This is a genomic window from Paenibacillus sp. FSL P4-0127, from assembly GCF_038007325.1.
Taxonomy (GTDB): Bacteria; Bacillota; Bacilli; order Paenibacillales; family Paenibacillaceae; genus Fontibacillus; species Fontibacillus macerans.
In genome coordinates, this window is the sequence record NZ_JBBOWY010000001.1 from 3,707,584 (window position 1) to 3,729,586 (window position 22,003).

Annotated in this window: 15 protein-coding genes; 9 read left to right on the plus strand and 6 right to left on the minus strand. The window is 53.0% G+C overall.

The window, feature by feature from the left end; all coding sequences use genetic code 11:
* Positions 1-118: 118 nt before the first annotated feature.
* The 6 genes from NYE74_RS16730 (at position 119) to NYE74_RS16755 (ending at position 9,739) form a co-directional block, all read left to right on the plus strand.
* A complete protein-coding gene (locus tag NYE74_RS16730; protein ID WP_341004963.1) occupies positions 119-1,258 on the plus strand; it encodes a response regulator in 1,140 nt (379 codons plus the stop codon).
* A 173-nt stretch (positions 1,259-1,431) separates the two neighbouring features.
* Positions 1,432-1,902, plus strand: coding sequence for a hypothetical protein (locus NYE74_RS16735; RefSeq protein ID WP_124332691.1), 471 nt, complete (start codon positions 1,432-1,434; stop codon positions 1,900-1,902).
* A gap of 168 nt (positions 1,903-2,070) precedes the next feature.
* Entirely contained in the window at positions 2,071-5,886 is a 3,816-nt protein-coding gene (locus NYE74_RS16740) for a collagen binding domain-containing protein (protein ID WP_341004964.1), read from the plus strand.
* A gap of 180 nt (positions 5,887-6,066) precedes the next feature.
* On the plus strand, positions 6,067-6,762 hold the full coding sequence (locus NYE74_RS16745; protein ID WP_036622107.1) for a class D sortase: 696 nt from the start codon (positions 6,067-6,069) through the stop codon (positions 6,760-6,762).
* Positions 6,759-7,424, plus strand: coding sequence for a GGDEF domain-containing protein (locus NYE74_RS16750; RefSeq protein ID WP_051985392.1), 666 nt, complete (start codon positions 6,759-6,761; stop codon positions 7,422-7,424). Before NYE74_RS16745 ends, NYE74_RS16750 begins: the two co-directional genes overlap by 4 nt.
* Before the next feature lie 122 nt (positions 7,425-7,546).
* Positions 7,547-9,739: an alpha-galactosidase gene (locus NYE74_RS16755; RefSeq protein ID WP_124332693.1), complete on the plus strand. Its 2,193-nt coding sequence runs from the start codon at positions 7,547-7,549 to the stop codon at positions 9,737-9,739.
* A gap of 461 nt (positions 9,740-10,200) precedes the next feature.
* Here NYE74_RS16755 and NYE74_RS16760 read toward each other — a convergent pair whose 3' ends face one another.
* The 3 genes from NYE74_RS16760 to NYE74_RS16770 form a co-directional block, all read right to left on the minus strand.
* Positions 10,201-11,115, minus strand: a complete 915-nt coding sequence (locus NYE74_RS16760) for a transposase (protein WP_213509534.1) — start codon at positions 11,113-11,115, stop codon at positions 10,201-10,203.
* A 441-nt stretch (positions 11,116-11,556) separates the two neighbouring features.
* Positions 11,557-12,003, minus strand: coding sequence for a carboxymuconolactone decarboxylase family protein (locus NYE74_RS16765; RefSeq protein ID WP_036622111.1), 447 nt, complete (start codon positions 12,001-12,003; stop codon positions 11,557-11,559).
* Between the two features lie 108 nt (positions 12,004-12,111).
* The gene (locus NYE74_RS16770) at positions 12,112-13,362 is read right to left on the minus strand and encodes a methyl-accepting chemotaxis protein (RefSeq protein WP_036622112.1); all 1,251 of its coding nucleotides are present in this window, start codon (positions 13,360-13,362) and stop codon (positions 12,112-12,114) included.
* A 239-nt stretch (positions 13,363-13,601) separates the two neighbouring features.
* Here NYE74_RS16770 and NYE74_RS16775 point away from each other — a divergent pair, with 239 nt between their 5' ends.
* The 3 genes from NYE74_RS16775 to NYE74_RS16785 all read left to right on the plus strand — a co-directional run bounded on the left by NYE74_RS16775 (position 13,602) and on the right by NYE74_RS16785 (position 17,243).
* Positions 13,602-14,051, plus strand: a complete 450-nt coding sequence (locus tag NYE74_RS16775) for a MarR family winged helix-turn-helix transcriptional regulator (protein WP_036622114.1) — start codon at positions 13,602-13,604, stop codon at positions 14,049-14,051.
* A complete protein-coding gene (locus NYE74_RS16780) occupies positions 14,044-15,555 on the plus strand; it encodes a DHA2 family efflux MFS transporter permease subunit (RefSeq protein ID WP_051985394.1) in 1,512 nt (503 codons plus the stop codon). Before NYE74_RS16775 ends, NYE74_RS16780 begins: the two co-directional genes overlap by 8 nt.
* Positions 15,556-15,755: 200 nt before the next feature.
* Positions 15,756-17,243 carry an N-acetylmuramoyl-L-alanine amidase family protein gene (locus NYE74_RS16785; protein WP_036622115.1) on the plus strand — a complete coding sequence of 496 codons (1,488 nt, stop codon included), beginning with the start codon at positions 15,756-15,758 and terminating at the stop codon, positions 17,241-17,243.
* Between the two features lie 48 nt (positions 17,244-17,291).
* Here the strand turns inward: NYE74_RS16785 and NYE74_RS16790 are convergent, their stop codons facing one another.
* From NYE74_RS16790 to NYE74_RS16800, 3 genes are all read right to left on the minus strand, one after another.
* The gene (locus NYE74_RS16790; RefSeq protein ID WP_213509532.1) at positions 17,292-19,733 is read right to left on the minus strand and encodes a GH36-type glycosyl hydrolase domain-containing protein; all 2,442 of its coding nucleotides are present in this window, start codon (positions 19,731-19,733) and stop codon (positions 17,292-17,294) included.
* Between the two features lie 110 nt (positions 19,734-19,843).
* The gene (locus tag NYE74_RS16795) at positions 19,844-20,896 is read right to left on the minus strand and encodes a LacI family DNA-binding transcriptional regulator (RefSeq protein WP_341004970.1); all 1,053 of its coding nucleotides are present in this window, start codon (positions 20,894-20,896) and stop codon (positions 19,844-19,846) included.
* Between the two features lie 146 nt (positions 20,897-21,042).
* Positions 21,043-21,948, minus strand: coding sequence for a hypothetical protein (locus NYE74_RS16800; RefSeq protein ID WP_036622120.1), 906 nt, complete (start codon positions 21,946-21,948; stop codon positions 21,043-21,045).
* Positions 21,949-22,003: the final 55 nt, after the last annotated feature.

Sequence of the window (22,003 nt, forward strand, 5' to 3'; positions counted from 1 at the left end):
TAAGACGAATAGGAAAAAAAAGAGCCTTGAACGACTGTTCAAGGCTTCTTTGTTTGGGCGGGATATGCTAATCTTCTTATAAAGGGGAAGAGTATCCAAGCGGGGGAGTCTGGCTCTTATGAGAGTAATACTTGTGGATGATGAACAACTGGCCTTGAATTATATGGAACGGTTATTGCTGAAGCTTGCCGACGTGGAGGTTGTCGGGAAATTTACCGACCCCGTCAAGGGGATGGGCGAAATTCTCCAAGAACGTGTGGATGTGCTGTTTTTGGACATCAGCCTGCCGGAAATCAACGGTATTGAACTGGCGGAACGGATTTTGGAAGCAAGACCGGAGATACATATCGTTTTTGTCACGGCGTATGATGAATATGCCATAAAAGCCTTTGAGTTAAACGCTCTGGATTATGTGCTCAAGCCGATCAGAGCCGAGCGCCTGGCCAAAACCGTGGATCGGATTCAGGAGCGGCTGAAAGCGGGACAGGAGCAAGTCGCCGGTTCCGAACAGGATATCAAAATATGCTTGTTCAAACAGGTAAAGGTGGAGGCGCGGCATGGACAGCCGACCCTCCTGCAGTGGCGCACGACGAAGGCGCAGGAGTTGTTTCTCTATCTCTTGCAGCACCGGGGAAGGTTGGTCCGAAAGTCTACTTTGATCGATGTCTTATGGCCGGAATACGAGACGGACAAGGTCAACTCGCAATTATATACGTCCGTGTACCATATTCGGAAAACACTTAAGCCTTACGGAGACCATTTTCAAATTGTGAATACGATGGAGGGTTACATCCTGAATACCCATCAGGTCCGCTTGGATATCGACGAATGGGAGGCCAAGCTGGCTGCGCTGCCGCCCGTGTCCGGCGATTCGCTGGACGCATATTTGGAGACGATGAAAATCTACACCGGAGATTATCTGCAGGAATACGATTACTGGTGGACGGAAAGCGAGCGCCAGCGGCTCAAGGCCATTTGGCTTCACACTTCGCTGGCGATCGCCGATTGGTACCTCGGGCAAGAGCTTTGGGAGAAGGCGGGAGCTTACTATCACAACATCCGCACCCTTCATCCCCAGGAAGAGGCGCCTTATTTTGCCCTCATGAAAATATACGCACTGCAGCAGAACTTTGCCATGGTGCACCGTCAGTACCGCAAACTCGCAGCCGTACTGAAGGAGGAACTGAACGTGGAGCCCAGCCACTACATAACGGAATGGTATGGACAATTTACGGAGAAAGCGGGGCAGGCACGTTAAGCCGCCCGCTTCCGGCGTTTTTTTATCATAGAACAAGCCATCTTGACCGGCCGTTGGCCGGTTTTTTTGTTCAGAATTTGTATAGATCTTGCGCGTATACTCCGAATGAACCATTTCAGTCGAATTTTCTGCGGCCTTTTCGCAACGTTCGCAATTAAGGGAGTTTTTTGGAGATGAATGTAGTCGGCCATTTCAGGGACGATTCACGGGGGGTGGAACTGCCCTCGCTTACGGAGATCGAATTGACGAAACAAGATAAAAGGAAACGGAGCAGGGGTTTCTATATGGATTACCGGGGGAACCGGGTAGGGATCGTAGCCACGCGGCATGGCCCTGTATTTTTTTGCAACGGTCAGTTTTATCTATTGCAAGAGCGGGAGCGGGACTATCATTTTTCGCTGCAACGCCGGAAGGGCAGAAATTTTTTTCGTTTTGAGTGGCGCGGCGAGGTCAAGCTGAGGTTCGTTTACCCCCAGGTAGTCTATCGGGACGGCCGAAGCCGGGAAACCGACGAAGTTAGCGATTTTTGCCACTGGCTGGTGGAGGCCGTAAAGAAAAAAAATTTCTTTGCGTTTTATACGTTGGGTTTTGAAGCAGGGGATCAGACAACTTTCACAATAGAACTGCGGGAGCTATTAAAATAATCATAATTTTTGTTGAATTTTTTTATAATTTGTTGAGAATTTGTTCAGAACGACGAATTAAGATGAAAGCGTCGCCCAATTACATAAACCGGACGAGGAGGGAATTGGAAAAAAATTAAGATATTATAAATGAACACATTTGAGATAAGGAGGGAGTGCTCTAAAAGCATGAAGAAAAAATGGATGGCTTTACTCATGGCCGGCGCGTTGTTCTTCCAAGGCGTCTTTGGTATGGGAGCGGCGCAGGTCAGCGCAAATCCGGATGAAGCTTCCGGCGGAGAGGCTGCGTACAGTGCGACCGATGCTACGTATGGACTGGCTGCCCCTGCAGGTGCGGCTGCGGCTGCGGCCGAAAATGCAGACAGCATCATTAAGGGAGTCCTAGTTAAGGATGCGAAGGGGACGGTAATCGACGCGGTTTACAATCCCGCCAATCAGCAGCGTTCCAAGTTGGGAGACGCCGTCAGCATCGAATACGAATGGGAGCTGCCGGATGGACATGGCTACACAAACGGCAGCACATTTGAATTCAAAATCCCTAAGGAGTTTAAAATTTTCAACGAGGTAAACGGCAAGTTGACGATCGACGACGGCAGTTCAATCGCCGATTTCACGGTTGGCACGAACGGCGATGTGAAGATCGTGTTCAACGAAAACGTCGACAATTCGAGAGTCTGGGGCACCTTTAAGGTTAATACGGTGCTTAGCGAAGAGATCAAGGGCAGAGCGGATGTGCCGATTTCTTTCCCGATTCAGGGCGGAGAGCAGAATGCTGTGATCAAGCTCGCGCCGAAGGACGGATCGCTCCTGAAAAAGACCGGGATTGCCGACAAGGACAAATCCATCACCTGGACGATCGACGTCAATACCTCGCTCGACAAGATCGACAATGCGAAAGTATCCGACCAGATTCCGCCGGGACTGAAGCTGGATGAAAGCTCGATCAAGGTTTACGAGCTGCTGCCGAATGTCGACAGAGGGCCTGACTTGGGGAATTTGGTCGAACCTGGCTCCACAACCTACGGAACGGCCGTTGAACCGGACGGTTCGGGATTCCAGGTCAATTTTAATCAGCCAAGCATCAATTCGGCTTACCGCATTCAATACACGACTTTGGTAACGGGTGAGGAAGAGACCGAATTTACGAACAGCGCGAAGTTGACCGGAGACAATGGCGTTTCGAAGGCGGATGATGAGACGATTACGATTACCCGCACGCCGCTTTTCACCAAAAAGGACACCTCCTACGATAAAGAGACTCAGACGGTGACCTGGAGAGTGCAATACAATTATGGTGAAAAGACGATAACCCCAGCCGGCGAAAGGCTGATTCATGACCGTTTCAACAACAGCATGGTGCTGGTGGAGGATTCGGTCAAAGTGCTTAAGCCAGGAACGAACGAACCGGCTGACGGCATCACGTACAAAGTAATTCCGGTGACCGATGACAACGGCAAAAACGGGTTCGATTTGCAATTTGAATCAGAGGTTACTACCGCCTATGACATTGAATATCAAACCAAAGCGATAGACCGCATTTATAAGGATACTCCGGTTACTAACGACATCTATGCAACGGTCGACGGCAAGGAGAGAAAGGGTTCCGATTCGTTCACCTTTAAGAGCGGAATTGGGGTAAAATCATTTGGCGGTGTCGATTACAGCGCTAAGATAATCACCTGGAACATCGTCGTCAACGAAGATAAGCAGCCGATGACGAATCTGGTGATCAAGGATACGTTTACGAGCGGCGGTCTGGAATTTATTCCGAGCAGCGTTAAAGTAACCTCACCGGGGAAAACAGTAACCAGTTCCACATACGATTTAGAGGTTGAAGACCCAACCAAAGGGTTTACTTTAACGTTTAACGAAGAAATAACGGATAAGTACACCATTACCTACAGTACGAAGTTTACTCCGGACAAATATCCGTATCTGAACGAGGCAACATTGGATTGGACGGAAAACACGCCTGGAGTTGCGTACCCACTCCAGGCTCCGTTTAAACCGAATACCGAAACACAGCAAAACGGCCGTAAAGTTGGAAAAAGTTATGATCCGAAGACCAAGGTACTCACCTGGGAGATCGTAGCCAACTATAACGGCAACCCGGTCAACAACGCGGTGTTGACCGACAAATTAGAAGCGGATCAAAAACTGCTGAAAGATGAAGTGAAAGTTTATAAAGCGACCATAGGGGCTGATGGTTCGGTAGTTCGGGGAACCGAGGTAACGGATCCCGCCCAAATTACCGAGGCGGCGGATAATACGTTCCGCATCGAACTGGGAGATATCAACTCGCCTTACGTAATCACGTTCAAAACCAAGCTGGAGAACGTGCTGGTCGTCGATAAAGTGCCGAATACGGCGGTTATGACCGGAGGCGACGGTAAACTCTGGAGCTGGCACGCCGACTTGCCGATCCCGCGCGGCGGCGAATACGTCAACAAAAGCGGTACGCAAAACGGCGGCAAAATCGATTGGAAAATCGTGATCAACGGAAGCCAATCCTACGTCGAGAACGCAACCATCATCGATACGCCGAGCCCAAACCAGGTTTTGCTTCCCGACTCCTTCGAACTATACGAAGCGGTCGTGAACTCGGACAAGAGCGTGACTCCGGTCGGGGGGAAGCTGACGAAGGACCAGGATTACTTCCTGACGATCAAGACGGACCCGGAAAACGACAGCCAAGCGTTTGAGCTTAAGTTTGCCGCAGAGTTCATAGAAAACGCCTACGTTCTGCAGTATTCGTCGGAAATCGCGGTCTCTGCCGACCGGGAAGAAGTAACGAATACGGCAAGCTTTGCGGGCGAAGGTATCAAAAACGTTTCCCAGGAGTCTTCGAACAAGATTCAGGTGCGCTTTACCGACGGTTCGGGCACCGGTTCGGGCCTCCGCGGTTCTTTGGAACTAACGAAGGTCGATAAGGCTGATCCAACCCAAAAACTGGCTGGCGCTACCTTTGAACTGCTGGACAGCGACGGTAAGCTGCTCGGAGAGAAGACCACCGATGAGGAAGGCAAACTGACCTTTACCAAGCTGCGGTACGACCAAGTTTACAGCCTGGTGGAAACGGGAGCGCCTGCCGGATATCTTCTCAACGGTACGCCGCTGACCGTTAAGCTTGACGAAAAAGCCAAATCGACCGGCGGTGTCACAAAACTCACGGTAGAAAACGAGAAGCGGACCGGTCCGCCGGTGGACCCGGCAGAGCCGAAAGGCAAGCTGGTCATCACCAAGGTCGATAAAGCCGACCACGCAAAAGTGTTGGCCGGCGCCACCTTCGAGCTTCAGGACGAAGCCCGGTCCAAAGCTCCGATTGCGATGACGACGGATGTATACGGAACAGCGGTATTCACCGATCTTCCGTACGGCAATTACATCCTGAAAGAAACCGCAGCACCGGCAGGTTATCTGATTGAAGGCCAGGCTGAGCGGCTGATCACGATCGACGCTAGCCTTGAACAAACGGATAACACGCTTGCCATTACGGTAGAGAACCGTAAGCGGACGACGAATCCGAGCAACCCGGGAAGTCCGAGCGATCCGAGTGATCCAAGCGATCCAAGCACTCCGGGCACCCCGAGCACTCCAAACGATCCGGCCGACCCGGGTGTACCAACCATTCCGGGTACGGTGATTAATCCGCCGGTGGACAACTCAAACCCGGACGCCGACGATAATGCCGGGGTTCCGGACGGTACGATTCCGGCTGGCGGAACGGATGGCGGCAAGCCGAAGGGCGGCAAGCCAACCGTGGACAAGCCGAAGGATTCGGAGAAACCGACGGACCTGGAGCTTGACGACGAAGGGAATCCGCTGGGTGGAACCCGCGGCGATCGTCCAGCGGGCGAGGAATTCCCGGGAGTCAGCGTCCTGCCGAAAACCGGGGAAGGCAGCCCGTTGCCGTTCCAAGCGGCGGGGGCAGCCCTGATCTTGTTGGGATTGCTGCTGAGAAAGAAATACTTGCAGCGCAAATAGCATAAACGCCGAGGGGGCATCTCCAAGAATCTGAGGACGATTTTTGGGGATTGTCCCCTTTGCTTTTTATGTTCAGAAATTGTTGAGATGCTGCTGATATAATATAATACGTTGTGCAAATTGGAAGTAATTGTATTAAAACGAAGTGGAATACCGGGTTAACGATAAGGAGCCGATCCTATGCGAAAGCTGTCTTATTTATTGATTTTGCTCGGCATTGCCGTGATCGTGGCGCCGATGCTGATGGAATGGCAGGCGGACCGCGAGCAGCAAAGGCTGCTGGCGGAGGCGGAACAGGCGCGGAAACAGCGGGAAGCAGCGGCGATGAGCCGCGAGCTGGCTGCCGGTTTCGAGCGGCTCTCACATTTGCTGGAGGAAGGGTCCTCCGCCGCCGATTCCGAACCGGCCGCCGTCCCGCAGCTTATGACGGTGGACGGGAAAACGTCGATCGCTATGATCGAAATCGCGGCGATCGATGTAAAGCTGCCCGTCTTGGAAGGGGCCACAAAGGCTAACATGAAGCACGCGGCCGCGCATATGACCGAAACGGCGCCGCTCGGCGCGGAGGGGAACGCGGCGATTGCCGCCCACCGGGCGCGTACAAAGGGCCGTTTGTTCAACCGCTTGAACGAAGTCGAGATAGGAGATAAAATCGTCATAACTACCGAATCTGATCGCTACACCTATGAGGTTTATAAAATCTCGATAGTCGAACCGACGGAAGTCTCCGTCCTCAAGCCGAACGGGAAGGATAAAATCCTGACTTTGATCACATGCGATCCTCTGAAAAATCCAACCCATCGTCTTATCGTTCAAGCCAAGATGAAGCAGGTTAATGTGCCATTAAATCGTGATATGGTTGGTGAAAAGGGATGAGTATTACGGGGTCTTATATTATATACGGGGTAGGCTGTGTATTGCTGGCCGGCGCCGTACTCTATTTGCGGTCTTTGTATTCGGAGATTGCCGCGCTCCGGGTGCTGGCCTACCGCGATCCGGTGACGGGTTTGCTGAACCGGAACGGGCTGGATCATTTTTGGACCAAATACAAAGGTAAGGAAAACCTCGCCGTTCTGAATCTCGATCTGGATTGTTTCAAGGAAATCAATGATACATACGGACATCAAGCGGGCGACCAGCTGTTATGGGAAGTAAGCCGATATCTGGAACAGTTGACGAATAAGAACCAACTCGCGTTTCGGATCGGAGGGGACGAGTTTCTGTTTATCATGAAAAATTGCGATCCGAACCAGGTGAAGATTATGGCCGGATTGCTCCTGGGTCAAATCTCCAGGCCTTATTATATTGCAGGAAGGGATATGTCCATTACGGGAAGCATCGGCATCAGCATTTGCCAGGGGCACCGGGCCGAAAAGACGCGCATGATGCAGGAAGCCGACGCCGCGATGTATCATGCCAAACGGCTTGGCAAAAACCGCTATTGCGTTTTCGGCGAGCGGGTGCTCCCGGAAGACCTCGTTCAATCCAACCCCGGCGTTAATAAACCGTGGCGCCAAACACAATTCAATCTCCGATAAAACTCACAAAAATCCATATAGAAGATCACTTTATTATCGTTACTCCTCCCGGATAAGATAGTAGAATGGAAAAAAAGCATACAAGAAAAGTCAGATTAGCACATTTCCAGGAGGACCGCGAAATGCCTATTTTTTTCGATGAAACTAAAGGCCTTTTCCATCTGCAATCCCGCAATACAAGCTACATGATTCAACTGGTCCGGGGGTATGCCGCCCATGCGTATTTCGGCGCCAAGCTGCGCCAGGACAGCAATCTCGATGAACTGTTGACGTTTAAGGAACGGGCTTCCTTCAGCCCGAATCCGCTTCCGGACGACAAAACGATCTCGCTCGATACGCTGCCGCAGGAATATCCGCAATACGGCACCGGCGATTTCCGCAGCCCGGCGTACCAAGTCCGGCTGGCGAACGGCGCCCGGGCGACCGAGCTCTCTTATAAGTCGCACCGGATCATTCCGGGCAAACCGGCGCTGGAGGGGCTGCCGTCCGTCTATGTCGAGCGCGAGAGCGAAGCCGAAACGCTGGAGCTTGAGCTGTTCGACGCGGTGTCCGGGTTGACCGTGTATTTATGCTATACTGTCTTTGAAGATTTTGACGCGATCGCCAGATCGGCCCGGTTCCGCAATGACAGCGGCGAAGCGATACAAATCGAACGCGCGCTGAGCGCCTCGGTGGATTTTGCGGACGCGTCTTACGACGCCTTGTATTTGTCCGGCGCGTGGGCGAGAGAACGCCACGTGCAGCGCAGACGGCTTGCGCCGGGCCTCACCGGCATCAGCAGCCGGAGAGGGGCCAGCTCGCACCAGCAAAATCCGTTTCTCGCGCTGCTGCGGCCGGAAGCCGACGAACGGCAGGGCGAAGTATACGGCTTTAGCCTGATCTACAGCGGCAATTTTACCGCCGAGGCCGAGGTGGAGCAGTTCGGGACGACCCGTGTGTCGCTGGGGATCAATCCGTTTGAATTCAACTGGAAGCTGGCGCCGGGCGAAACGTTCCAGACGCCGGAAGCCGTGCTGGTCTATTCGTCCGAAGGGCTGGGCGGCATGTCGCGCACGTTCCACCGCTTGTACCGGACAAGACTTTGCCGCGGGCAGTTCCGCGACCAGGAGCGTCCGATTCTCGTCAACAACTGGGAAGCGACCTATTTCGATTTCAACGCGGATAAAATCGAAGCGATCGCCAAGGCGGGCAGCGAGCTTGGGATCGAGCTGTTCGTACTGGACGACGGCTGGTTCGGGCACCGGGACAGCGACAACAGCTCGCTTGGCGACTGGTATGAAGACCGCCGCAAGCTGCCGCAAGGGCTTGGCGATTTGGCCCGCCGTGTGAAGGAAACCGGGCTGCAGTTCGGTCTGTGGGTCGAACCGGAGATGGTGTCGCCGGACAGCGAGTTGTATCGGGCCCATCCGGATTGGTGCCTGCACGTGCCGGGACGGCGGCGGACCGAAGCCCGCGATCAGCTCGTGCTCGATATGTCGCGGGAAGATGTGCGGCAGTATTTGTACGAGCGGCTGAGCGATATTTTCTCCAGTGTGCTGGTTTCCTACGTCAAATGGGACATGAACCGGAACATGACGGAGGTCGGTTCGGCGGCCAGCCCGGCGGAGCGGCAAGGGGAAATCGCCCACCGTTACATCCTGGGGCTGTATGAGCTGCTGGAGCGGCTAACGAGCGAGTTCCCGCACATTTTGTTCGAAAGCTGCTCTGGCGGAGGCGGCCGTTTTGATCCGGGCATGCTCTATTACATGCCGCAAACCTGGACGAGCGACGATACGGACGCCGTGGAGCGCCTGAAAATCCAATACGGCACGAGCATCGTTTACCCCGTATCGACGATGGGGGCCCATGTTTCCGCGGTGCCGAACCACCAGGTGGAACGCACGACTTCGCTTAAGTTCCGGGGAGACGTAGCGATGTCCGGCAATTTCGGTTATGAGCTCGACCTGACCAAGTTTACGGACGAAGAGAAGGAAATTGCCAAGGCACAAATCGCCATATATAAGGAAATACGCGGTCTCGTGCAGCAAGGGGAGCTGTACCGCCTGAAAAGTCCGTTTGAAGGCGGCGAAACGGCGTGGATGTTCGTCAGCCCGGACAAAAACGAAGCGCTGCTGTTCTATTTCCGCGTGCTCGCCGAACCGAACGGCCCGCTGCGCAGCGTCAAGCTGGAAGGGCTTGACCCTGCCAAGGACTACGCCGTAGTCGACAACGGCAAAGTGTACGGCGGCGACCGCTTGATGTCGGCGGGGTTGTCCGTCGCGTCGGTGAGCCGCGATTTCAGCAGCATATTGGTGCGGTTGAAAGCCGTGCACTAAATAAAAACCTGAAGGAGGCGAAATGGCTTCCTTCAGGTTTTTTTAGCGAGAATGGAAAACGTTCGGATGATGAGAGGAGTATGTAGATCGGCTTATTCCAAGGTATACCGGGATGCGAAATTTGCTTTCGAAGATCAATACTCGCTGTCCGGACGCTTTGCATGATTATCTCGTTTGATCAGGTAGCAGAGAAATAGACAAGCTTGGGAGAAGAACATATTTTGTGAAGAAGCAGATAGGATCAAGATAAATTAGATGGGCATAGGAGAAGAAAGCAGGTTTTTCGGAGAAGTAAGGCAGATCGAACGGGAGATGAAGGACCAGATGCGGGGGAACGAAAAGACCGTGACATTGCTGTAGCTTGAACTCTTCCGTCAGCAGCAATGCCCCTGCCGATCATGCTAACCCACACCAATCAAGTTGATCCGCATCAAATAACCTCTACCGTTCAAGTGCCACGATCAGGCCGCAGCCGCAAGGGGCTGGTTCGGTTGGCGCGCGATCAGCTTGCGGTAAGGGATCGCCGGAATCGCCACACACATGCACAGTAACTTCTGTCGCATCGTTTCTTCCGCTCCGGGCAGTCCTCCGGACAGGCGCAATCGGCGGCGTCCGGTGTATTCGTTCAGGTACGCCTGCAGATGCTTCAGTCCCAAGGCTCCATACGTACTCTTCAGCGATTCCCACGCCTCTCTCACCACTTTCCGCAAGGGCGCATACAGCCGAAAGGCCTGAGGGAACAACTGTACTGCCGATTTATGGACATCCACATGCCCATTGATAAACGCGGTTAGATCGTGACGGTTTGCCCTTTTTTCGCCTCCCCGCTTATTTGGAACCAGGCGGATTTTGACCTGTTCCGGCTCGCCCGACTCCGTGACCGTGCATCCCGCTACGACCGCCGAGGCGTACGGATGCGAAAGCTGACACCGGGACGGATTACGCCCATACTGATCGCTGTTCACCTTCACGTCTCCGGAGAGCAGCTCCCGGGCATCGAACTCCCCCACGGCATGGCGTATTTTGTGCAGCATCGACCAGGCGGTCTTGTAGGTAACCCGGATCACCTTGCTCAGCCGCAGCGCCGAGATGCCGCCCGGGAGCAGGAATAAATCCAGGGCCTCGAACCACTTGAGCAAGGGCAGATGCGTTCCTTCAAAAATCGTACCGACCAAAGGCGATGTTTGATGCTTGCACTTTCCGCACTCGAACAAAGGGATATGCCGGGAAGTCAGACGGCTGCACCGGGTGTGAGCGCAGCGCGGGCAGACGAAGCCGTTTGGCCATTTCATCGCGATCAGCGCCTCCATGCAGTCCTGCTCGCTGTTAAAACGGCTGCTGAATGGTTGAAGTTCCGTTCCCGCATTGGCTTCCATATCCGCTTACCTCCCGAATCAAGAATACACGAACATAAATTCCATTTATTTCATTATAACAAACGTACGTTCTCTAATCAAGCTAAAAATCTCACCTGAAACGCCTCATTTTTTCCTCATCTTTATTGTTTTTTCTTCTCTTTTTTTTGGAATCCTTGACTTGCTCTAGCCCCACCCCTGCTCCCTGCTCCTGAACGAAGGGGATAATCGTGCAAAGGCAAGCAGCATACAGGGACACCAAGACACGAACCCTATAAACATTGGTTTTAAAGCTGGCCTCTACCGTACCTCACGGTTCCGCAAAATATCACCGGGAATCAGACGGGGAAATGCCCATCACCTACGGCAACTGCTTTTGATTTTTTTAATCTGATGAGGCGATTGAAGCGGAAACGAAAAGCCCTGTTTTCCGCATATGCGCAGATAACAGGGCTTTTTTAATTAATCGCGGCAGCCCGGGAACATCCCCGTAGAAATAGCGATGCGGTTCCAGCAATTGATGACGTTGATCGCAAAGATCAGATCCATCGTTTCTTTTTCGCTGTAGAAGGAGCGGACCCGGTCGAACACGTCCTGGGGGACGCCGCGCTCTGCGATAAGCGTGACCGCTTCCGTCAGTTCCAGCACGGCTTTTTCCTGATCCGTATAGCAGGGCGATTCCCGCCACACGCTGATTAAATTGATGCGCTGTTCGCTTTCTCCAAGCTTGCGCAGCTCCTTCGTATGCATATCGAGGCAAAAAGCGCAGCCGTTGATTTGCGATGCCCGGATTTTCACCAGCTCGTAAATGACGCGGTCCAGCCCGCTTGCGGTCACCTGTTTCTCCAATTGGCTCATCGCCCGGTAAATGTCCGGGTTGGCTGCGTAATGGTCAATTCTTACTTTCATATACATCAACCTCCAAATGATAATGGATAACTGGAACTAGTTATCACAAGTAAGACAAGGGAGGGGGTGTTTTTGTGACAGAAACAAGGTCATACGAGACTTGGGACTTTAAAATTTGAAAATATGTATCGTTTTCTGCAGTTGGAATACGGCGTTTTTCATCGCTTCAATCTCATCGGCCATCGCGCGGATGGAGGTGATCTGCTCGTTCATCGATGCGGACACCTGCTCGGTTCCGGCAGCCGACTGCTGCGTGATGGCGGAGATGTTCTGAATGGCCGAAGAAATGTTGTGCGCGCTATCCAGCATCGCTTCGCTTTCCCGGGCAAAAGCGGAAATTTCTTCGGAAATGTACTGGACGCTTTGGACGATTTCCTGAAAAATTTGCTCCGCTTCGAGAAGGATGGCGCTTTGCTGGCGCACGACTTCCTCGTTGATTTTGATGTTTTGACCGGCTTGCTTCACATCCTGCTCAATGCTGCGGACAAGGTTAAACACCTCTTTGGTGGAGGCGCTCGATTCCTCGGCCAGCTTGCGCACTTCAAGGGCGACGACCGCAAATCCGGCCCCGTGCTCGCCGGCCCGCGCCGCTTCGATGGAGGCATTCAGCGAAAGCAGGTTGGTTTGCTCGGCGATCTCCGAAATCGCCCGGGTAATTTTCGTGATGCCTTGCGCATTTTGCGCCAGCGCTTCGATCGATTCGGCGACTTTTTCCGTCGCCTCGATATTTTTGCGCATACCCTCCGCTTGTCGCGACACGGATTCCCGGCCCCGTTCCACAAGCTGCAGCGTTTCCGCAGAACGCTGATTCATCTGCCGGGTCGAATCGGTGTAATTGCCGACTTTCTCTTCAATTTCGCCGATCGCCTCCGTCATGCCGCCAACGTCCTCGCTGATGGCGCTTGCGCCAAGCGCCAATTCATTGGACGATTGCGTCACCTGGGTCATCACCTCAATAAGCCCCTGATTACGTTCCGAAATGCTGCGGCTGGAGTCCATCACTTTGCGGGTAATGTCCGAGGTTTCCTGCAAAATTTTGCGCAGCTTGTCCACCATACCGTTAAACGAGCGGCTGAGCTCGTTCATCCCGCCGCTTTGGTTCACCCGGGCGGTGAAATCTCCCTTGGCGATCTGCGCGGACGCGCTGGAGATGTCGGAAAATGAATCCGTGAGCTCTCGCTCGAGATAGCGGGAGAGCGGGTAAGTAAGCGCTGCCAAAAAAATGATGAGAATTAATCCGACCCAGATGTGGCCGAGAATCACGAATACGATCAGGGCGGGAACGGCGAACAGCGCGGCCACGAGATAGCAGGCGGCGTTAATTTTTCCGCTAAGGGGAAGTCTGTTGAACCATGACATTGGATTCATTGCCTCCTTCGAAAGTAGGTTATTTTTACCATGATTATAACATCCGAACTAAAAAGGGTATAGGACGAAATATTCCGAGAAATGCTACCTTCAGGTTGAAAAAATTCCGGCGAATAAAATCAGGTTGATCGTATTGACAAATATCCCGAAACGTTGTTACATATATTCAGAAAATATTTCGTATACGAAATATTAAAAAGTATAATTAAATTTTTAAGGATGGAACCGGTTTGGATCAAAAACAACGCATGCACGAAATCGTGGAATCTTTTCGGGAAGTCAAAAAAGCTTTCTATCAGCTGTTGTCCAAACAAGCGGACAAATACGGGATTACCGGCATTCAGTTCAAGGCCCTTAAAACGATCCAAGACAATCCGCAAATCGGGATCACCGAGCTCGCGGATTTAATGCGTTTGGGGAACAGTACGGCGAGCGGCGTCATCGATCGGCTTGTCAAAGCCGGGCTGGTGGAAAGAAAGCGTCTGGAGAGCGACCGCCGTTCCGTATCGCTGGAGGTGACGGAGCAGGGGAAGGAGGTCTACCGGCTTACCGATCTTCAATATTCCAAAGCGATTGCGGCCGTACTGGAGAACTCGGAAGAGGATTTTGAGCATTTATTGCAGACTCATCGAAAAATTATAGCTTCATTAGAGAAAGTGAGAGAAGAAACCAATGAATAATACCGCTGCTGTAGAGGGCGCCGCTTTTAAAAGATGGCCGATCGTCATGGCGCTGATTATCGGGGCGTTTGTGGCGATTTTGAACCAAACCTTGATGAATGTGGCGCTTCCGCAAATGATGAGAGATCTGAATGTAGGGACTACGACGATTCAATGGCTGACCACCGGCTTCATGCTGGTGAACGGGGTACTTATTCCGCTTAGCGCTTATTTTATGGAACGTTTTACGACGCGGATGCTGTTTATTTCCGCCATGGCGATCTTCGCTGTCGGAACGGTGATTTGCGGGATTGGCACAAGCTTTCCGATGGTGCTGATCGGACGTTTGTTCCAAGCGGCCGGCGCCGGGGTGCTGATGCCGCTGATGACCGTGGTGTTCCTGACGATATTTCCGATTGAAAAACGCGGCCAGGCGATGGGGATGATGGGGATCGCGATGGTTTTCGCTCCGGCGGTCGGACCTACGCTTTCGGGGTGGGTTATCCAGCATCAGTCCTGGCATGTGCTGTTCTGGATCATTTTGCCGTTTGCCATCCTTTCCATACTTCTTGGGATTATTTTTCTGCGGAACGTGACCGAGGTGGCCCGGCCGAAGCTGGATATGTTATCGGTCATTTTGTCGACGTTGGGCTTTGGCGGCGTGCTGTACGGCTTCAGCGAAGCGGGCAGCACAAGCTGGGGCGAACCCGAGGTCATCATCGGTCTGTTCGTCGGCGTGATTGCGTTGGCGTTGTTCTTGTGGCGCCAGCTGAAATCGGAAAAACCGATGCTGGAGTTCCGGGTGTTTAAATACGATATGTTTTCCCTGACTACGGTGATCAACGTGGTTGTTACGATGGCGATGTACGCGGCCATGATCCTGCTGCCGATCTACCTGCAAAACATCCGCGGCTTTTCGCCGCTGGAATCCGGCCTGCTGCTGATGCCGGGCGCGATTCTGATGGGGATTATGTCGCCGATTACGGGGATGATCTTCGATAAAATCGGGGCCCGTTGGCTAGCGGTCGTCGGTCTGGCGATTACCGCCGTCACGACATGGGAATTCAGCAATTTGACCGACAGTACGACTTATGCTCATCTGATCCTCATGTATACGCTTCGCATGTTCGGGATGTCCATGCTGATGATGCCGATTCAGACCGCCGGCTTAAACCAGCTGCCCGCAAGCTTGAACGCGCATGGCACGGCCATGGCCAATACGCTGCGGACGATATCCGGCGCGCTCGGCACCGCCTTGCTCGTCACGATTATGTCCAGCCGGACAAAGGATCGGGCGGCGGAAATGATCATGTCCGCGGGCATCAATCCGCAGGACCCGGCGAACGCCCAGCAGGTCGCGCTCATTACCAAAGAAGCGACGATCAACGGCATCGACTTCGCCTTTGTGGTCGCTACGGGAATCACGCTGGTGGCCTTTGTCCTGTCTTTCTTCATCCGGAAAGTCCAGGTTGGCAAAGACGGCCAAAACAAAAAAGAGCCTGGCATGAAGCACGCCAAGGCTTGAGATACGGGACGAAAAAAAGTCGACGCCGATCGTGGCGCCGGCTTTTTTCGTGTGGCCGATAAAGCGGAATATGAGAAAAAATGAAGCCTTAGAAGGAAATATGTATATAAGTGTAGAAATATATCAGCAGCGAAAGCAAACGGGTATCGCCGGGGGATCGTCGGAATAACGACGTTTTAAGCCATTACTAGAGGTGTAAAATGAAAAAATCCATTTTATTATTTTTTTTGAGTTTGATTTTTCTGATCGTTCTATCGCCGCATGAAATCGATGCGAAAGCCGCGCAATCCAAGATTGTGCTGGATGGTCAGGAAATCGCTCTTCCGGAGAATGTCGAAGTTGCCAATATAGATAATAATGTGCTGATTCCCATAAGAGTTGTTGCTGAAAATCTTAAATTTAAGGTCAAGTGGGACCAAAAGACTCAGAATGTTAAAATCCATAATAATTCGAATGCGATATCTTTAAATGTGGGGCAACAAGAAGCGGAAGTCTCCAATGAGCCCGTATTATTAAACACTGCACCTTTGATGCGGAACAATACGGTTCTGGTTCCTATTCGTTTCGTTAGTGAACAAATGGGGCTTAAGGTAAGTTGGAATAATACCGATAAGACGGTTTACTTGACGAGCAATGGAGAAAAGGCGGTGCTGTCCGAAGCAAATACCGATGACTCCTTGATACATATCAACGAAATCCATTTTAGCGATCATCAGCTTGTTGCATCAATGGACGGTCAAGTTACTCCAACCATATTTACGCTGCAGGACCCGGAAAGAATTGTAATCGATTTGCCGAACACGGTATTTTCGGATACGTTCCAGTCATTAAATGCCGGCTTAAACGGAAAATTGGATGTAAGCGGATCTTCACAGATTGCCGACATCAGATTTTCGCTATTTAGTCAGGAGCCGAAGCAAGTCCGGATCGTTGTTGAGTTAATGGAAAATCAAGAAATTCCGTTTAATTATGAATTTAATGAAGGTAACCTTGTTGTTAATTTAGGCCTTTCGGAGAATAACTCTGATCTTTCCGATTCCGGCCCCGTTAATCCCGTTAATCCCGTTAATCCAGCTAATCCTGTTGATCCCATTGATCTAGTTGATCCTGTTGTTAAACCAGGACTTAAAACGGTAGTGATTGACGCGGGGCATGGCGGCAGCGATCCGGGGACAACCAGCTTCAGCAATCGGCACGAAAAGGAATTTACTTTGGCTTTAGCTTTGAAAGTTCAGGAGCTTCTTTTAAATGAGCCGGGCATTAATCTCGTGATGACTCGTGAAAGCGATGTTTATCCCACCCGTTCAGAGCGCGTGAAGTTGGCCAATGAATTGAATGCCGATATTTTTGTTTCGATTCACGGCAATAGTGTTCTTTCCTCACCGCAAACGACCGGGACGGAAACCTATTATTATGAGCGAAGCAGCAGCAAAGAATTAGCCAATACCATTCATAAGCGGTTAGTGGAAGCCGTGGGTTTTAAGGACCGCGGAGTGAAAAACGGTAATTTTCAAGTCATCAGAGAGACCAAGATGGCGGCGGTTCTTTTGGAGGTCGGATTTCTTAGCAACCCGGCGGATGAGGAAGCGATGTTTTCCGATGAAATGCAATATAAAGCGGCTCAAGCCATTGTGGATGGCATAAAGGAATATTTGGGTTCGTCTCGTGCGGGCCAGCATACTAGCTGATAAAAAAAGCAGGGAAGGGGTAATAATCACCCTTTCCCTGCTTTTTCATTAGCCCAGTACCACTTCAACTTGGTGCACGCCGCCGTCGCCGGCCGGGGCGATAACGTTGCCCTGGATCGGCTGGCCGTTCACGGTGATGCTGGCCACGCCTTTTTCCACGTGATTCGGATTGCTGATCCGGATCACGTACGTGTCGCCGCGGAAGACGCGGGTGATTTCATAACCGTCCCAAGCGGACGGAATGCAAGGATCTACCTTGAGGCCGTTAAAATCGGCCTGAATGCCGAGGATCGCCTGCGTGATCGCAACGTAATTCCAGGCGGCCGTGCCGGTCAGCCAGGAGTTTTTCGCCTCGCCGTGGCGGACGGCGTCTTTGCCGGCGATCATTTGCGAATATACATAAGGCTCCATGCGGTGGATTTCGCTGATGTCCTCCAGGTAAGCCGGAGCGATCTTCGCATATACCTCAAACGCGCGGTTGCCGTGTCCGAGCACCGTTTCGGCGATCATGATCCACGGGTTGTTGTGGCAGAAAATTCCGGCGTTTTCTTTGTAACCCGGCGGATAGCTGGAGATTTCGCCCAGGTTCAAATAATACTTGGAATACGGCGGCTGCTGCAGCACGATCCCGTATTTCGTGTCCAGGCGTTCGGCCACCGAGGCCAGCGCCTTGCCGGCCAAACCTTCTTCGACGCCGATGCCGGCCATGACGCACATGCCTTGCGGTTCGATGAAGATTTGTCCCTCCGCGTTTTCTTTGCTGCCGACCTTTTCACCGTAGTGGTCGTAGGCGCGCAGGAACCAATCGCCGTCGAAGCCGTGTTCGAGCGTGGTCTTCCGCATTTTTTTCACATGCGCATCCGCCTCGGCCGCTTCGGATTCAAGCCCGCGTATCCGGCACAGCTCGGCGAAATCCGGACCGACGAACACGAACAATCCGGCGATGAAGACGGATTCGGCCACCCGGCCTTCGATATTGGCTGTCGTTTGGAACGATTCGCCCGGCTCCTTGGAGAAGCAGTTCAGGTTCAGGCAGTCGTTCCAGTCCGCGCGTCCGATCAGCGGCAGGCCATGGGGCCCGAGATTTTCGACGACATGGTAGAAGGAACGTTTCAAATGCTCGAACAGCGTAGCGGTGTTGTCGGGGTTGCTGTCGAACGGAACCTGCTCGTCAAGGATGCTCAGATCGCCGGTTTCTTTAATATAAGCGGCCGTGCCGAGAATGAGCCAAAGCGGGTCGTCGTTAAAACCGCTGCCGATCTCGTTGTTGCCTTTTTTGGTGAGCGGCTGATATTGGTGATAGGCGCTGCCGTCCTCGAATTGGGTGGCGGCGATGTCGAGAATCCGCTCGCGGGCCCGCTCCGGAATTTGATGCACGAACCCGAGCAAATCCTGGTTCGAATCGCGGAAGCCCATCCCGCGGCCGATGCCCGACTCAAAATAGGATGCCGAACGCGACATGTTGAACGTAACCATGCACTGATACGGGTTCCAGATGTTGACCATCCGGTTCAGCTTGTCGTCGCCGCTTTGGATTTGGTATTTGGAAAGCAGTCCTTCCCAATAAGCCGCCAGCTCCGCCATCGCCCGGTCCACATCGGCATCGGTGGCAAACCGTTCAATCATTTCAAGCGCCGGTTTTTTGTTGATGATTCCGGGCGCCTCCCATTTCTCTTCCTCGGGAACTTCCACGTAGCCGAGGATGAACACAAGGCTCTGCTCCTCGCCGGGGGCGAGCTGCAGCACCACTTCATGGGAGCCGATCGGCGACCAGCCGCTGGCCACGGAGTTGGAAGCTTTGCCGGCTACGACAACCTGCGGTTCATGCAGACCGTTGTACAGGCCAACGAACGCTTCGCGATCGGTATCGAAACCGTCGATGTCCCGGTTGACGGAGTAGAAAGCATAGTGGTTGCGGCGTTCACGGTATTCCGTCTTGTGGTAAATGACCGAATCCAAAATTTCCACTTCGCCGGTGCTCAGGTTGCGCTGGAAGTTCGTCATGTCGTCCTGGGCGTTCCACAAGCAGAACTCGGCAAAAGAGAACAGGGATACCTTTTTCGCCTGGGAGCCGGTGTTTTTCACCGTCAGACGATGCACTTCGCCGTTGTAGCCGAGCGGCACGAACGCCAGCTGGGTGACGGAAACGCCGCCGCGTTCGCCGGTGATCGAAGTGTAGCCAAGGCCGTGGCGGCATTCGTAAAAGTCCAGCTCGCGTTTCACGGGCATCCAGCCCGGCGTCCAAAAGTCGCCGTTGTCATGGTCGCGGACATAATAGTAGCGGCCGCCGGTATCCAGCGGGATGTTGTTGTAGCGGTAACGCGTCAAGCGGCGCAGGCGGGCGTCACGGTAAAACGAATAGCCGCCGGCCGTATTGGATATGAGTCCGAAAAATTGCTCGTTGCCGAGGTAATTAATCCAGGGATAAGGGGTTTGCGGCGTGTTAATCACATATTCTTTACGCTTGTCGTCAAAAGCTCCGAATTTCATGGAAACAACACTCTCCTATCATTTGTGAACGCGCGTTTATTTTATTCGGCAAGCCGCCTGCGGATAGGCTGCTTCGAAAGATGCAGGGGAAGCAGTCCGCCGCAGCCGGATCAGCGGACGGGCGGCTTGCAAGTGTCCCGGACCACAAGCTTGGTCGGGAAGCTGACCGTGCTGAACGTCGCCTCGTCGGCTTCGCACAGCTCGATCACCTTCAGCACCGCGGCTTTGGCCATTTCATCGACCGGCAGCCGGACGGAAGTCAGCTTGGGCGTAATCCGCGAAGCCAACAGAGCATCGTCGAAGCCGATGATCGACAGTTGGTCGGGCACGGCGATCCCGTGCTCGGCAAACGCTTCCATCGCGGCGATAGCCATGTCGTCGTTGGAGCAGAACAGGGCGGTCGGCAGTTTCTCTTGCAGCGCAAGTCTTTTCGCTTCGCGATAGGCGCTTTCCTTCAGAAATTCTCCCTCCAGAACAAAGTCATCCCGAAGCGGCAGGCCGTGTTTTTGCAAGGTGCTTTCGTAAGCCAGATAGCGCTCGCGCCCGGAGTAGGTGTTCATGCTCCCTTTGATGATGCCGATTTCGCGATGCCCCAGGCCGATCAAGTATTCGATCGCTTCGGCCGTGCCTTCGTAGTCCATCGAGTTGATGACGGCGAGATGGTTTTTGTTCAGCCGTTCTGCCATGATTTCCGAAATGTCGTAATCGAGCAGCACGAGCGGCGCTTTCTGATCGACCATTTCCCGCACCAGCTCGATGTCTTTTTGCGTGCCGACCAAAATGCCGCCGTCGATCCGCTTTTGCTGAAATGCCTGCTTGACCTTTTGAAACTCGCCGCGCGAGTATACGGTATGTATCAGAACGTAAAACCCGCGGGCGTTCGCCGTATCGACGACCATGTCGACGATGGGGGCGAAGTAGCTGTTTTGATAAATCCGGCTGGCGGTTTCCTGTTCCGACATGCTGATCGCAAACAGGCCGATCGTATCCGTACGTTTGCCGGCCAGCGCTCTGGCAAAGCTGTTCGGCTCATACTGGTGCTGCTCGATGACCCGGAGCACCTTGGCCCGCGTCGCTTCGGGAACATTCGGGTAATTGTTGATCACCCGTGATACCGTGCTGCGGGACACCCCGGCCAATTTGGCTATGTCTTCGCTGCGCATATAGGTCCCCACTTTCGTAAACGCGCGTTTATGAGGTTATTGTAAAGGATATCCGGAAGATAATCAATGGTGAAAAAGCGGCGTTGGCCATAATAAGTTGAACGAATGATTGTACGGGTAAAGGCAGCGGGGATATAGTCCGCCGCCTAAGGAAGGTGTTCGAGGTATTCGCGGATCATCTTGAGCGCTTTATCGGCGTTTGGCGTGTCCGCCCGCAGCGAGATGATCATTTGTTGTTTCGCCAACGGCAGCTGGTCGGCGAGGGCACTGCCTGTGACGTCGATGCCGTAGACATGCTCCTGTCCGTCCTCCTCGGATTTGGCTTTGAGGATCCGGTCATCGGTCAGCAGCGGCTTCAGTTCGGCCGTCTCCTTGTCAAGGCTGAGGAAGGCGCCGCCTCCGGACAGCCAATCGAACGAAGCTTTGTCCGTAATATAAATATCCGGCGACGAGGTGGCGATCACGGCCAGCGCTTTCTGCTGGTAGGCCATGTCCGCGCCGCTCATGCCCGATTCGCTTTGCCCCGGCAAGTACAGCATCTCCAGCTCCAAGCGTTTGAAGTCCGGAATCTGGGCGGTCATCGCCTGCTCCAGCGCGTCCGTCCCGCCGCTTACCTCATCGGTCAGGAAATTGCCGACCATGATGATGGACAAGTCGACAGGTGGAAGAGCGGCCAGTCTTTTTTGCTCCTCGCGGTGATCCAGGTAGGCGTTAAGGCCAAAAACGATTGCGATCACGGCCACAAGAGCGATGATGCAGTGCGTTTTGTAAAGCCGGAAAAAATCGTCGATCTTCTCCGCGGTGCCGGCGAATTTTCCCCATTTCGCGTATCTTTGGCGGCTCATTTCCTCAACTTTGCTTCGCTCTTCCGCTTCGATAATCATTTTGTAGGCTTTGACCTTGGCTTCGTACTCCTGCTCGAACCGGTCATCCTGCTGACGGGAGCGGGATTTCCGCAGCAGAATGTCGAACGCTTTATCGACATCCTCGCGGGGCGCGTTTTCGGGCAGGCCCAATTGCTCATATGCCTGTTTTAAAATGTCTTTCTCCATCGCCCTATCTCCTCTGATTTAGCTCTGAAATCCTGTCATATTATTATATGGAAAG

Coding starts and splice junctions, on each gene's coding strand:
- NYE74_RS16730 (WP_341004963.1), top strand. CDS start 119: ATGAGAGTAATACTTGTGGATGATGAACAACTGGCCTTGAATTATATG.
- NYE74_RS16735 (WP_124332691.1), top strand. CDS start 1,432: ATGAATGTAGTCGGCCATTTCAGGGACGATTCACGGGGGGTGGAACTG.
- NYE74_RS16740 (WP_341004964.1), top strand. CDS start 2,071: ATGAAGAAAAAATGGATGGCTTTACTCATGGCCGGCGCGTTGTTCTTC.
- NYE74_RS16745 (WP_036622107.1), top strand. CDS start 6,067: ATGCGAAAGCTGTCTTATTTATTGATTTTGCTCGGCATTGCCGTGATC.
- NYE74_RS16750 (WP_051985392.1), top strand. CDS start 6,759: ATGAGTATTACGGGGTCTTATATTATATACGGGGTAGGCTGTGTATTG.
- NYE74_RS16755 (WP_124332693.1), top strand. CDS start 7,547: ATGCCTATTTTTTTCGATGAAACTAAAGGCCTTTTCCATCTGCAATCC.
- NYE74_RS16760 (WP_213509534.1), bottom strand. CDS start 11,115: ATGGAAGCCAATGCGGGAACGGAACTTCAACCATTCAGCAGCCGTTTT.
- NYE74_RS16765 (WP_036622111.1), bottom strand. CDS start 12,003: ATGAAAGTAAGAATTGACCATTACGCAGCCAACCCGGACATTTACCGG.
- NYE74_RS16770 (WP_036622112.1), bottom strand. CDS start 13,362: ATGTCATGGTTCAACAGACTTCCCCTTAGCGGAAAAATTAACGCCGCC.
- NYE74_RS16780 (WP_051985394.1), top strand. CDS start 14,044: ATGAATAATACCGCTGCTGTAGAGGGCGCCGCTTTTAAAAGATGGCCG.
- NYE74_RS16785 (WP_036622115.1), top strand. CDS start 15,756: ATGAAAAAATCCATTTTATTATTTTTTTTGAGTTTGATTTTTCTGATC.
- NYE74_RS16790 (WP_213509532.1), bottom strand. CDS start 19,733: ATGAAATTCGGAGCTTTTGACGACAAGCGTAAAGAATATGTGATTAAC.
- NYE74_RS16795 (WP_341004970.1), bottom strand. CDS start 20,896: ATGCGCAGCGAAGACATAGCCAAATTGGCCGGGGTGTCCCGCAGCACG.
- NYE74_RS16800 (WP_036622120.1), bottom strand. CDS start 21,948: ATGGAGAAAGACATTTTAAAACAGGCATATGAGCAATTGGGCCTGCCC.